We start from the raw sequence: 12,998 nt of genomic DNA on the forward strand, positions 1-12,998 counted from the left end.
GGCTTACTACTCATAACTTTGTGCCATCTCAAAACTGGGGCGAGATTCACAGTATGCTAGCCAGTTATGGACATGCATCCATTTATCAGACAACCCACCCGATTTTTTCATCTGAGCAATGCCAAAATGCAGATGAACATCCACAGCACCAAACACCCCCTGCCCTGCCCCTGACAGATAATGCCGACTTGCCAAATGCTCGTTAAGCAAGGCTAATGCCTTATCTACATTAGGCGAGATAAAAGACTTCTCAACGCCCTTTTGTACACCCCTGATGATAGGACGGATAAAAAATGGCGACTTTTGTACGATTTTAGCAAATACCAATCGCATGACCAAGTTAGGCATGAGCGAGCTTTCGGCAAAATGCAACCAAAACGTATAGTTCTCCCACGCCTCATCAGCGGGCGATAATTTGCCGTCCGTGTCATAATATCGCAATAAATATTCAATGATAAAGCCCGACTCGGCAAGCGTCCGCCCACGGGTTTCATCCACCAAAATCGGGGCTTTACCCATGGGGTGAATTTCTGTTAGCTCTTTTGGGGCAAGGTGGCTTTTGGTGCGGTTGTGTTTGATGACACGAAAGGGCGTGCCATATAAGGCGTTTAGTTCGCACAATAGCCACAAAATACGAAACGAGCGAGATTGGTTAAGATGATGAAGAGTGAGCATGGGGTTTTCCTGTTAGGGCATGATTGATACCGCCTTAATTTCAATCTTGCCAAGTTCATTGATACTTGGTGCCATCATACCAAACCCCCATCCAAAACACAAACAAAAATCAGGCGACCCATCACAAGACCGCCTGATTTTATGGTTGGTTATTAGCCGATGTTTTATGATTTATTTTTCATCTTTAACATCGCCTGATGACCTTCTTCCATTTTTGGTTTGACTTCTGAGATATAAATCCACACAAGGCTCACCCACACCACGCCAAACATAATCATAAATGCCGATGAGCGTACGCCTGTTATATCCACCGCCGCCCCAAACATGATGGGTAGGATAAATCCGCCCAAGCCCCCTGCCAGACCAACCACGCCAGAGACTGCCCCCATGTTGTCTTTGTATTCGTCCGACAGGTATTTGAACACGGACGCTTTACCGATGGCAAAGGCAATGCCCAATAAGAAAATCAAGATGGTAAAGATAGTAGAATTTAGTCCGATATGAAATGCCCGCTCACCGTCCACCGTTTGCACCACAAGGCTTGTTTGTGGGTAAGACAAAACAAACAAGAACAAAAATGACGCCCAAAGCACCCACCAAGTTACGGTATGGGCTGAGTATCTGTCCGACAGCCACCCACCGAGCGCACGCAAAACGCCCCCTGGTAGACTAAAACACGCCGCCAAAAACGCTGCCGTTTGTAGGCTAAATCCATACTCATTGACATAGTATTTGGTCATCCACAAGGCAAGGGCGACATAACCGCCAAAGACAATAGAATAATACTGACTATAACGCCACACATTGGGGTCTTTTAGTACCGCCAATTGACTGGCGAAACTGGCGTTACTTGCCGAGCGGTGTTCTTTTTTGTCAAACGACATAAACCAAAAGCCGATGGCAGTAATGAGCATAATGCCTGCATACACCTTTGGTAAAAACTGCCAGCCACCGTAAACAATAATCGCAGGGCCTACCATCTTGGTCAGTGCCGAGCCTGCATTACCTGCCCCAAACACACCCATGGCAAAGCCTTGACGCTCCGCTTCAAACCATTTGGCAACATAGGCAATCCCCACCGAGAACGACCCGCCTGCCAGCCCTGCAAACAGACCCAGTACCAAAAACTGCCAATAAGCATTGGCATAGCTCATCAAAAATATCGGCACCACACACGCTATCATCAGAGCAAAAAACACAATGCGACCACCATATTTGTCCGTCATCATACCAAGCGGTAAGCGAACAAGCGAGCCTGTCAAGACAGGCGTGGCGGCGAGTAGTCCAAATTGGGTTTCGGATAAGTCAAGTGCGTTTTGGATTGGAATGCCAAGCACCGCAAACATCATCCAAATCATAAAGCAGACGGTAAATGCGATGGTTGATGATATCAAGACCAGCAGTTGTTTTGATTTTTCGGTTGCCATAATCCCCCCTTAATTAAGGTATAATTGGCATGGCTAATGATAAAGTTGTCCTACCTACCATCGCCAAGTTTGTTAAAGAGATGTTTCAATATTGTTGTTATCATAGTGAAATTTTATTAAAAAATCCTTGATTATAATCAAGTTTTTATTGGCAAAATTTTTATATGATAGCCAACTACTTCTTTGGTAGTATGGCTTAATCTGGGTTTATCGCTTATAAAATACCTTTTTTCAATTACTTATAAAAAGTAGCTGATCAATTTTACTAAAAATCATTCATTATTTTTAGTCATGAACTTTTTGGGAGTATAGCTCGTGCCACTTGCCTTATTAAAACAATTTGCCCATTGGATAAGTCCGACCACAGTCGGGCATTCCATGACACGGCGTGCAGGCTTGGCGGTGGCGTTTATTTTTTGTACGATTTTGACCGCTTCCACATACAGTTTTTATCTTGCCAATACCGCCGAAAAGGACGCCCAAGCGATCAATGACGCAGGTTCCATCCGTATGGCAACCTACCGCATCAATCATGAGTTGGCACTGTCGGCAAACCCAAATTCACCCCACACGCCAAACCCCATCTTGGCAGACGACATGACCGCCCGTCTTGACAAACTAAGCCTATACCAAGCCAAGAACAGCAATAAACATGGCGACATTGATAAGGCTCTCACCAAAATCCGCCATGATTGGGAACACACCTTACTACCAAATTTAGAACAAAGCGACAGCACGGCATTTTATCAGCATTCTTTGGTGTTTTTGGATGATGTCAATCATCTGGTGGACGCTATCGGCAAACGCAACGAGTACCGCCAAGAACACCAACAGCACGTCCAAATCATCTCGCTACTACTCATCACCTTTGTAATGTTGGTCGGCATGTGGGAGCTACACCGCAATGCTTTAGCCCCCCTAAAAAACCTAACTGCCACTGCTCGGCATTTTAGGCAAGGCAAATCGCTTGACATGCAAGCGGGCAAGATGGACATCAAAGGCTATCAAGAGCTAAACGAGCTGTCGGACGCGTTTTTTTCAAAAACCACCAAGCCGAGCTTGAAGCCGAAGTCAAACGCAAAACACACCATCTCACCCAAAGCAACAAGGCTCTATACAGCCTGTACCATTTTGCTGAGAAAATCGCCACCACGCACCATCTCAACACCGAAGAGCTTCATGAACTCATTCAAAATTTCGCCCGCCTACTGCCCAACACGGAGCTGTCGCTGTGCATTCATGGGCAAAATTTTGAAAATAATGTCATCATGAGCCTATCGGAGCGTAAACATCATGACTTTTGTACGCCTGACGATTGCGAGTATTGCGACCTAAAAACCGACACGCACACCCGTATCATCCCCATCAAAAGCACTGATACCAACTGGGGTGAGCTACTGGTGCGTGAGCCTGTCAGCCCCGTGGCAAAAAACCGCATTGCCCTACTGAACATCAGTGACGATAATGGCTTGTCCGAGCAAGACCTGCTTGGCATGCTGGCACAGCTCATCGCCTTGACCTTTATGTCAAACCAACGCCAAAAGCAAGCCGAAGAGCTACTGCTGTCCGAAGAGCGTAACACCTTTGCCCGTGAATTGCACGACTCCATCGCCCAGACGTTGTCGCACCTAAAAATCCAGTCCGCCATGCTAAAAACCCTAGGCGAACAAGAGAAAAAACTGCTTGCCGAAGAGCCAAACTTACAAAACAAAGAAACTTTGCTAAAAATCCATCAAAAACAAGACAAAGTCCGCACCGACCTAAATGACGGCACCAGTCACGCCTATGTCCAGCTACGGGACTTATTAAACACCTTCCGCCTAAAAGTGGATGGAGGCGATTTTAATGACGCCTTAAAAATAAAGGTCAAAGAGTTTGAAGCCAAAGGCGGATTTAACATCAACTTTGACAACCAAGTATTAACCCTAAACCTATCTGCGTCCGAGCAGGTGGATTTGTTGCAAATCACCCGAGAAGCCCTGTCCAACGTCCACAAGCACGCCCACGCCAAGAACGTTAACATCACGCTCTACCAAGACAGCATCAGTTATGAAGTCATCTTGCGTATCAGTGATGATGGCATTGGCATTCGTCAAAGTGACAAAGAAAAACCTGAACACTACGGGCTTAGCACCATGGGCGAGCGGGCGTTGAGTCTAGGTGGTACGATTAGCACCGAGCCAACTCGTCCCACAGGCACCGAAGTGTTCGTTCGCTTTTTGCCCCAATTTTTCTTAAAAAAGCTAAAAAGTCCACGCCCCAAACCTAAGCTCAAAGAATGGACTGCCGAACAAATCAGTGCTGCCACTTATGAGCTTACCCATGAACTCGATGATGAATTTGGTAAAACATCGGAGTCATAAATGGGGTATAATAGGGTATTCTGTCACATTTATTAAACCGATTATTTATTTAACTTAACCGATTTCACCCAACCAACCAGCCAAAGATATTATCATGAGCCAAAAAATCTATACCGCCACCAGCCCTGCCCGCCTATTAATTGTTGATGACCACCCCATGTTACGGCGTGGTGTGGCGGACTTATTATCCTTAGAGATGGATATTGAAGTGGCAGGGGAAGCCAATCATGGCATTGAAGCGTTGAGCTTTTTACAAGATGAGAGCGTGGATTTGATTGTGCTAGACCACAACATGCCCGTGATGAACGGACTTGAAACCCTAAAAGCCATCCGAGAACGCCAAATTGACGGCAAAGTGCTACTATTTACCGTCTCTGACAACATCAAAGACGTCCAAGATGCCCTAGCGTTGGGCGTGGACGGCTATCTATTAAAAGACATGGAGCCTGATGAGATTATTGGCAATATCCGCCGTATCCTGCGTGGCGAGCTTGTCATCAGCCCTGCCCTTGCCCCTATTTTGGCAGCCGCCATGCGAAAACCTGCCCAACCTGAGAGCAATCTTGACCTAACCGACCGTGAACTCCAAGTGCTGTACATGATACGAGACGGCATGAGTAATAAGATGATAGGCAACAAACTGGGCATTGCCGAATCCACCGTCAAAGTCCACGTCAAGCACATCCTAGCCAAAATCGGTCTGCGTACTCGTGTCGAAGCGGCGGTATGGGCGGTCGGGCATTTGGATAAATAGTCTACTCGCTCACGAGTGCCAATAACCCTTCGGCGTCCATCAGGCAGTATTGCGACTTGCGTTTAGTGATAAGTCCTGCACTAATGAGTTCTTTTAGGGTGCGAGAGAGTGTCTCAGGACGCAGTCCAATCTGCCCTGCCAACTGTTTTTGGCTAAACGGCAACTCAAACGGTACGCCCACAGGATAATGAGTAAGAAAATAGTAGCTAAGTTTGGATTTGGCTTGAACAAAGGCAAGCAGGTCGCTACTGATGAGATGATAGTACATGCGTTTGCTGATGGTATCACAAAACCACATGATGAGATTGCCCAAATCAAAGCTGGCAATGCTCTCAAAATAAGCCTGCACTGGCAACGTCGCCACAATGGTCGGCTGTTTGGCGGTGGCGGTCAGCTGATGAATACCCCGCTCTTTGATGAGCAGTTTGGAATGACGTGTGGCGATATTGGCTTTGCTAGGGATTTTCCCATCCACATCATCCACCTGCCCAACCCGATGAATGCCCGTGCCAAAGTTGGGATAATCATCTGTCTCCAAACCCCACAGCACGCTCTCGTTAATCAGCCTCATCTCATGATAGCTGGCAATCAAGCACGCCTGCCCGCTTGGCAGTTCACGATGACACATCACCTGCCCATCTAGCAAAAAATACAAATTTTCAACCACACTATGTTGAATGAAAATCAGCTCACCCTTGGCGTATTCATGAATCACCACTTGGCTAAGCAGTTCATCTTTGACCGCCTGCCCCGTCTCAGATTGAGGCAGCAGAGCGAATAAAGGGTGCGTTTGTAGGATATCAAGGTAGGCTTTTTTGGTGTGTTCGGCAGATTTCATGATGTCAGCTATACAAAATAAGTGGCATTATCATACCCTGCCCTGCCTGCCTGCCATATTCTCCAAAAGCACAGACCAAAACCGCAACCTACCCCTTTTGGCTAGTTTTTACCTACTGACTTTGGCGGTTATTGGTATGGTAACGCTTGATAAATGTGCTATTTTAATAGTATAGTTTAATGCATTTGGAGCCATCATGTTATCCGACTTATTAGAATCCAACCGTTTTTGGGCAGAGAGTCTCTCCGCTCGTGACCCTGATTATTTTCCCAGTCTTGCCCGTCAGCAGTCGCCGAATTATTTTTGGATTGGCTGTTCTGACAGTCGTGTCCCTGCCAATGAAGTGGTCGGGCTCATGCCAGGGGAGCTGTTTGTCCATCGCAATGTGGCAAACATGGTCGTTGCCACCGACATGAATCTACTGTCCGCCCTACAATACGCCGTGGACATGTTAAAGGTTGAGCATATCATCGTCTGCGGTCATTATGGCTGTGGCGGAGTGCGTGCGGCACTGTCGCACCAAGAGTTTGGACTGATTGATAATTGGTTACGCTCATTAAAAGGTATTCATTATCAATATTTGGATAAATTTGACAACCTAAACATCGATGAGCAAACCGACCTTTTGTGCAAGCTTAATGTCAAACGCCAAGTAACCAACGTCTGCCACACCACCATCGTCCAAAACGCATGGCACAGGGGGCAAAAGCTGTCCGTACACGGCTGGATTTATGGGTTAAAAGACGGTTTGATTCATGACCTACAGGTAAGTGTGAATGATTTTAGTCAGCTAAAAGACGCTTTTGTGTATGAAGTGTAGCAACCGCCCTGCTCACTTCTACTCATTTAACGTCAGTCGCACCGACGTGATGGCATTGTCATCATTGATAAAGTTGCCTCGATACAGGCTTTGTAAGACAGGGCTGTTTAACAACTGATTGCTGGCGATGGCTAATACCTGCTCATCTCGCTGTTTTTGTTTTTGTACAGGCGTGGCAAGATGAGCAAATTCGCTTTGGGACAGCAGTGGCATCTCATCACACAAGCGACCATTTGCAAAATCTTGACCAAATTTTTTGGCAAAGCTCTTAAAACTTGAAAAAATCTGCTTATTATGCTCAGGCACATACAGCTGACAGTCGCCATCTATCTGCCCCGCCATCATCGCATGACTCACCATCGCCAATTCATCGGCATCGAGCTTATGCTCACGGCGTGCCACCGCCACCCAATAATCCCATTTCTCTGGTGTCCACTCGCCTGCCAACGCTACCTGCTGTGGCATGAGTTCATTATTTAACTGCTCTTTGGTTATCTGTCCTGATGGCTTGATGTCATTGATTGATTGAGAATTATTTACCGCTTTGCCAATTTCTTGATTGCCAATTTCTTGATTGCCAATTTCTTGATTGCCAATTTCTTGATTGCCAATTTCTTGATTGCCAATTTCTTGATTGCCAATTTCTTGATTGCCAATTTCTTGATTGCCAATTTCTTGATTGCCAATTTCTTGATTGCCAATTTCTTGATTGCCAATTTCTTGATTGCCAATTTCTTGATTGCCAATTTCTTGATTGCCAATTTCTTGATTGCCAATTTCTTGATTGCCAATTTCTTGATTGCCAATTTCTTGATTGCCAATTTCTTGATTGCCAATTTCTTGATTGCCAATTTCTTGATTGCCAATTTCTTGATTGCCAATTTCTTGATTGCCAATTTCTTGATTGCCAATTTCTTGATTGCCAATTTCTTGATTGCCAATTTCTTGATTGCCAATTTCTTGATAATGATTTTCTATAATTTCTGTATTTTGTGAAATCGCCAAACTCTCATCATTTAAACTCTCATCATTTAAACTCTCATCATTTAAACTCTCATCATTTAAACTCTCATCATTTAAACTCTCATCATTTAAACTCTCATCATTTAAACTCTCATCATTTAAACTCTCATCATTTAAACTCTCATCATTTAAACTCTCATCATTTAAACTCTCATCATTTAAACTCTCATCATTTAAACTCTCATCATTTAAACTCTCATCATTTAAACTCTCATCATTTAAACTCTCATCATTTAAACTCTCATCATTTAAACTTTGATTAACGCAGTTATCTATTTGTTGATTTAAAATTGCTTTGGGTTCTTGATAAATAACTTCATCACCAGCAAGCGGACGAAACGCAAGCAGTCGCAAAATCCCCATTTCCAACGCCTGCATGGGCGTACTGGCAAGGCGAACGCTGTCTCGTGCCTTAACACTAATCTCATAATAAAGCTGTATGACATCGGCAGGCAAGGTGTGGGCAAGATGATAAAACGCCTGTTTTTGCTCATCGTTCATATCAAGGGGCATGTCAGGCAAAATCTGCACCAGTGCCATTGCATGAAAGCTGTCCACAAGGCGGTCAAGCAAAGCGGTAGCGTCCACCATCTGTTCACGCATTCGGGCAATATGACGAGCCACGCCCGAGCGGTCATCGTGATAAATATCACGCACCAAATCCAGCACATCAAGACTATCCACAAGCCCAAGCATCTCCATGACGGTATCCGCCCCGACTTGTCCCCCACCGAACGCAATGGCTTGGTCGGTCAAGGATAAGGCATCACGCACCGAGCCTTTGGCGGACTGAGCCAACTGCCACAGGGCGGTGTCATCGTGTGCGATGTTCTCGGCATGCAGGATTTTGGCTAAATGGGCGTGGAGCAATTCTTGCGACATCGGACGAAGCACAAATTGCAAACAGCGAGAGACAATGGTAATGGGGAGCTTTTGGGGGTCGGTGGTCGCTAGGATAAATTTGACGTGCTGGGGCGGCTCTTCTAGTGTTTTTAAGAGGGCATTAAACGAGTGCGTGGAGAGCATATGCACTTCGTCAATGAGATACACCTTGTACCGCCCTTGAGTGGGAGCGTAGGGGACATTTTCTAGCAAATCCCGAGTGTCTTCTACTTTGGTGCGACTTGCCGCATCAATCTCAATTAAGTCAATAAACCGCCCATTATCCACGCTCACGCAAGTATCGCACACACCGCAGGGCGTGCTTGTTATGCCTGTTTCGCAGTTGAGGCACTTTGCCAAAATCCGTGCAATGGTCGTTTTACCCACGCCACGAGTGCCTGTAAACAGATAAGCGTGGTGCAATCGCCCTGTATCAATGGCGTGCGATAGGGCTTGGGAGACATGGGTTTGCCCCAATAATTCGCTAAAATTTTTGGGTCGGTATTTGCGTGCTAAGACTTGGTATTCGGACATGACAAATTGGTAAATGAGCGGTATAAATTTGTGCCATTATACCGCATTTTGTTGGTTTAGAATACCGATTTTGGCGTGGGCTATGACTGATATCAAGCCAAATATGCACTAGGCACTTGCCATCAGACTGGCGTTACCCCCTGCCGCTGTGGTGTTATAACTTTGGCTGACTTCATGATACAGACGTGTCATGTCAAAGCCATCTGTGGCATCCATCACACGACGAATCGCCCCATCCAGCTCTGACAGTCGCACTTTTTCAGAAATCGGTAGGTCGGACAACGCCACGATAATGGTGTTTTTATCCACGCCTTGTTGCCCCATGACGTCAAGCACATCTGTCAGCTTATCAGCGTAAGGGGCAAGCTCATGGCTTGGGGTAACGTGCGCCTTGGTGCCGTTTAGAGCAAGCACAGCAAGCACCGCCAGAGCCTTGTCTGGCGTGCCATTTGTCAAAGCCACCGAACGTGGGGCATGCCATGATAGGGTGTTGGTCTCGCCCGTTGGCCCTTGTAGGGTGGTCTGGGCGTGATTGAGTGCCGTTTGATAAGCGTGCTTGATGGTGCTGTCTAGATTGACACCTACCGACCGAGCAACGTCCATGACACGAGCTACATTGTTATCATAAGTCGTGGCAGGCTTATCAAGGGTCGGTATGTCCCAACTGTCCAGACGGCTTAGGCGTTGCAGATAAAAGCACCCGCCTGCCTTGGGTCCTGTACCCGATAAGCCATGACCGCCAAAGGGTTGGACGCCCACCACCGCCCCGACGATGTTGCGGTTGATGTAGACGTTACCTGCTTGTATGCGATTTATGATATGCTCTATCGTGCCATCGATACGGCTGTGAATGCCGTGTGTTAGGGCATAGCCTTTTTTGTTAATGCTGTCTATCACGTCATCAAGTTCATGGGCTTTATAACGGACAACGTGTAGCACAGGTCCAAAAACCTCCTTTTTAAGCTGTGATAGGTCTTTTAGTTCAAATAAAATCGGAGCAACAAAGGTGCCTTGCTCGCCATCTGTAACACGCACTTCATGATAGTCGCTGGTTTGTTTTAGGGTATTGATATGGTCTAGCAGATTCGCTTGGGCTTCGCTGTCAATCACAGGCCCGACATCTGTGCTAAGCAGGCGTGGGTCTGACACGACAAGCTCATCCATCGCCCCTTTTATCATCTCAATCATAGGCTCGGCGATGTCTTCTTGGATACATAAGATACGCAAGGCAGAGCAACGCTGACCTGCTGAGTCAAAGGCAGATGCCAATACATCGGCACACACCTGCTCAGGCAGAGCGGTAGAATCCACAATCATGGCGTTCATGCCCCCTGTCTCAGCGATGAGTACGGGGTTATCAGAGCGTTTGGCAAGCAACATATTAATGCGTTTGGCGACGTCTGTTGAACCTGTGAAAATCACGCCATCAATACGCTCGTCCGCTGTCAAAACACCACCCACATCCCCAGCACCCAGCACCAGTTGTAATACATCAGTTGGGATACCTGCTTCATGTAGCCATGACACCGCCAAGTAAGCGATGATGGACGTCTGTTCGGCAGGTTTAGCAACAACCGTATTGCCTGCACACAAGGCAGAGACCACTTCGCCAACAAAAATCGCTAGGGGAAAATTCCACGGGCTAATCGCCACCACCGTGCCTAGTGGCGTGGTTAGGTTTAGCCGTTCGCATTCATCGGCATAATAACGGCAAAAATCCACCGCTTCACGCACTTCAGCAATGGCATTTAGCAGGGTTTTGCCTGCTTCACGCACCGCCACCATCATAAGCAGTGCCATGCGTTTGGGCTCTTCCATCAAATCGGCAAAGGCTCGTATCATGTCAGCACGCTCTTTTGGCGAGACGTTTTGCCATGAGTGTTGGGCATTGATGGCAACTCCAACCACATCTGACACCTGATTTGGGTTAATAAATGCTACTTGTCCGACCACATCGGTGTGATTGGCAGGATTTAGCACGGCAAAGGCAGGTATATGGACGACATTATGATGGGTCAAGGAGCTAACGTTAAAATCAATGCCACTTGCCATAGTCATGTCATCTTGGAGCTGGGATAGGACATGCTCGTTAGATAAATCCATGCCCCATGAATTTTTGCGTTCGCCATAAATATGGCGTGGGTTTGGTGTGAGTGGGTTTGGTGTGATGTTACCGACATCAATCTCATCTAAAGGCGAGATGACCAACTCATCAATACTGACTTTCTCATCCACGATACGATTGACAAATGATGAGTTCGCCCCATTTTCCAAAAGACGACGCACCAGATAGGCGAGCAGGGTCTTGTGTGTGCCGACAGGGGCATAGATTCGCACACGGCGGCCAAGTTTGTCGCCGACCACTTGGTCATATAAGGTCTCGCCCATGCCGTGTAAGCATTGAAATTCAAAATCAAGCTCCTTACCCATCTCATAGATGGTTGCCAGCGTTTGGGCGTTATGCGTGGCAAATTGGGGGAATATGGCATCTTGGGCGGACAGTAGTTTTTTGGCACATGCCAAATAAGACACATCTGTGTGGACTTTGCGAGTATAGACAGGATAGCCGTCCATGCCATCCACCTGAGCCCATTTAATCTCACTGTCCCAATACGCTCCTTTGACAAGGCGAATCATGAGTTTTTGGTTATGGCGACGAGCTAAGTCAATGAGATAATCAATGACAAAAGGACAGCGTTTTTGGTAGGCTTGCACCACAAAGCCAATGCCACGAAAACCTGCCAAATCAGGGTCAGACACCAAGGCTTCCATGAGTTCAAGCGACAGCTCCAAGCGATGAGCTTCTTCGGCATCGATGTTTAGCCCGATGTCATACTCTTTGGCAAGCAAAAACAATGCCTTCAATCTAGGCAATAGCTCACTCATCACACGCTTATGCTGTGAGCGAAAATATCTGGGATGAATGGCAGACAGCTTGACTGAGATGCCATTACCATCATAAACCCCACGCCCTTTAGCATCTTTGCCAATGGCATGAATGGCACTGACATAGTCATTAAAATAACGGTCAGCATCCGCCTGTGTCATGGCAGCTTCACCAAGCATGTCAAAGCTAAAACGATAGCCCAGACGTTCACGCTCTTTACCATTGGTAAGGGCTTCTTCTATCGTCTGCCCTGTCACAAACTGCTTACCAAGGAGCTTCATGGCATAGTTCACGCCACCACGAATAAAGGGCTCGCCACCTTTTTGTAAGACACGGGTCAAAGATGAACCCATCGAGTCATCCGACACATCCGTGGTCAGCTTGCCCGTCAAGACCAGCCCCCAAGCAGCAGCATTAACGAACATGGATGGGCTATTACCGACATGACGTCGCCAATCCCCATCGGCGAGCTTATCACGAATGAGCTTATCTCTGGTGGCGTTATCAGGAATGCGTAGCAGGGCTTCGGCAAGGCACATAAGAGCAATGCCTTCTTCGCTGGATAACGAAAACTCATGCATAAGAGCATCCACGCCCGATGATTTGGAGCGGTCGGCACGCACCTGAGTGATGAGCGAACGGGCAAGCGACTGAATATTGTCTCTTTGGGTTTGGGTAAAGTCAAGTATGCTTGCCAAATTTCGTACTGCCACCGTCTCATCCAAGCGATAAGCGGCGGTAATGGTATCTTTTAATGGGGCTTGTACATGGGTAAAGTGAAACATAAAATCTCCT

The 12,998-nt window shown here is 46.8% G+C and carries 9 protein-coding genes; 4 read left to right on the forward strand and 5 right to left on the reverse strand.

Annotated features, from left to right (window positions below; all coding sequences use genetic code 11):
• Window positions 1–6 precede the first annotated feature (6 nt).
• Together LP107_RS08090 and LP107_RS08095 are read right to left on the reverse strand one after the other, a co-directional pair.
• A complete protein-coding gene (locus tag LP107_RS08090) occupies window positions 7–675 on the reverse strand; it encodes a glutathione S-transferase (protein ID WP_078273169.1) in 669 nt (222 codons plus the stop codon).
• Between the two features lie 164 nt (window positions 676–839).
• Entirely contained in the window at window positions 840–2,102 is a 1,263-nt protein-coding gene (locus LP107_RS08095; RefSeq protein ID WP_264676252.1) for an MFS transporter, read from the reverse strand.
• A gap of 315 nt (window positions 2,103–2,417) precedes the next feature.
• Here LP107_RS08095 and LP107_RS08100 point away from each other — a divergent pair, with 315 nt between their 5' ends.
• The 3 genes from LP107_RS08100 (at window position 2,418) to narL (ending at window position 5,219) form a co-directional block, all read left to right on the forward strand.
• Window positions 2,418–3,374: a type IV pili methyl-accepting chemotaxis transducer N-terminal domain-containing protein gene (locus tag LP107_RS08100; protein WP_147287361.1), complete on the forward strand. Its 957-nt coding sequence runs from the start codon at window positions 2,418–2,420 to the stop codon at window positions 3,372–3,374.
• Window positions 3,371–4,465, forward strand: a complete 1,095-nt coding sequence (locus LP107_RS08105) for an ATP-binding protein (protein ID WP_264676251.1) — start codon at window positions 3,371–3,373, stop codon at window positions 4,463–4,465. The genes LP107_RS08100 and LP107_RS08105 overlap by 4 nt, the downstream gene beginning before the upstream one ends.
• Window positions 4,466–4,559: 94 nt before the next feature.
• The gene (narL, locus tag LP107_RS08110) at window positions 4,560–5,219 is read left to right on the forward strand and encodes a two-component system response regulator NarL (protein WP_115369791.1); all 660 of its coding nucleotides are present in this window, start codon (window positions 4,560–4,562) and stop codon (window positions 5,217–5,219) included.
• Between the two features lies 1 nt (window position 5,220).
• Here the strand turns inward: narL and LP107_RS08115 are convergent, their stop codons facing one another.
• Window positions 5,221–6,057: a Crp/Fnr family transcriptional regulator gene (locus tag LP107_RS08115; protein ID WP_115369790.1), complete on the reverse strand. Its 837-nt coding sequence runs from the start codon at window positions 6,055–6,057 to the stop codon at window positions 5,221–5,223.
• A 196-nt stretch (window positions 6,058–6,253) separates the two neighbouring features.
• Between LP107_RS08115 and can the strand changes: the two genes are divergently transcribed.
• Complete coding sequence (gene can, locus LP107_RS08120) at window positions 6,254–6,877, forward strand: carbonate dehydratase (protein ID WP_078273174.1); 624 nt, start codon at window positions 6,254–6,256, stop codon at window positions 6,875–6,877.
• Window positions 6,878–6,895: 18 nt separating this feature from the next.
• On the opposite strand, the gene dnaX is transcribed toward can, so the two are convergent.
• Both dnaX and putA read right to left on the reverse strand, forming a co-directional pair.
• On the reverse strand, window positions 6,896–9,316 hold the full coding sequence (gene dnaX, locus LP107_RS08125; protein WP_264682750.1) for a DNA polymerase III subunit gamma/tau: 2,421 nt from the start codon (window positions 9,314–9,316) through the stop codon (window positions 6,896–6,898).
• Window positions 9,317–9,424: 108 nt separating this feature from the next.
• Window positions 9,425–12,988: a bifunctional proline dehydrogenase/L-glutamate gamma-semialdehyde dehydrogenase PutA gene (putA, locus tag LP107_RS08130; protein WP_264676248.1), complete on the reverse strand. Its 3,564-nt coding sequence runs from the start codon at window positions 12,986–12,988 to the stop codon at window positions 9,425–9,427.
• Window positions 12,989–12,998 lie beyond the last annotated feature (10 nt).

The sequence above is a fragment of the Moraxella bovis genome, from assembly GCF_025985205.1.
Taxonomy (GTDB): domain Bacteria; phylum Pseudomonadota; class Gammaproteobacteria; order Pseudomonadales; family Moraxellaceae; genus Moraxella; species Moraxella bovis.

What these genes read in the sequence shown, in the direction of transcription:
- LP107_RS08095 (WP_264676252.1), bottom strand. Translation starts at nt 2,102, where the DNA reads ATGGCAACCGAAAAATCAAAACAACTGCTGGTCTTGATATCATCAACC.
- LP107_RS08090 (WP_078273169.1), bottom strand. Translation starts at nt 675, where the DNA reads ATGCTCACTCTTCATCATCTTAACCAATCTCGCTCGTTTCGTATTTTG.
- narL (WP_115369791.1), top strand. Translation starts at nt 4,560, where the DNA reads ATGAGCCAAAAAATCTATACCGCCACCAGCCCTGCCCGCCTATTAATT.
- dnaX (WP_264682750.1), bottom strand. Translation starts at nt 9,316, where the DNA reads ATGTCCGAATACCAAGTCTTAGCACGCAAATACCGACCCAAAAATTTT.
- LP107_RS08115 (WP_115369790.1), bottom strand. Translation starts at nt 6,057, where the DNA reads ATGAAATCTGCCGAACACACCAAAAAAGCCTACCTTGATATCCTACAA.
- can (WP_078273174.1), top strand. Translation starts at nt 6,254, where the DNA reads ATGTTATCCGACTTATTAGAATCCAACCGTTTTTGGGCAGAGAGTCTC.
- LP107_RS08105 (WP_264676251.1), top strand. Translation starts at nt 3,371, where the DNA reads ATGAGCCTATCGGAGCGTAAACATCATGACTTTTGTACGCCTGACGAT.
- putA (WP_264676248.1), bottom strand. Translation starts at nt 12,988, where the DNA reads ATGTTTCACTTTACCCATGTACAAGCCCCATTAAAAGATACCATTACC.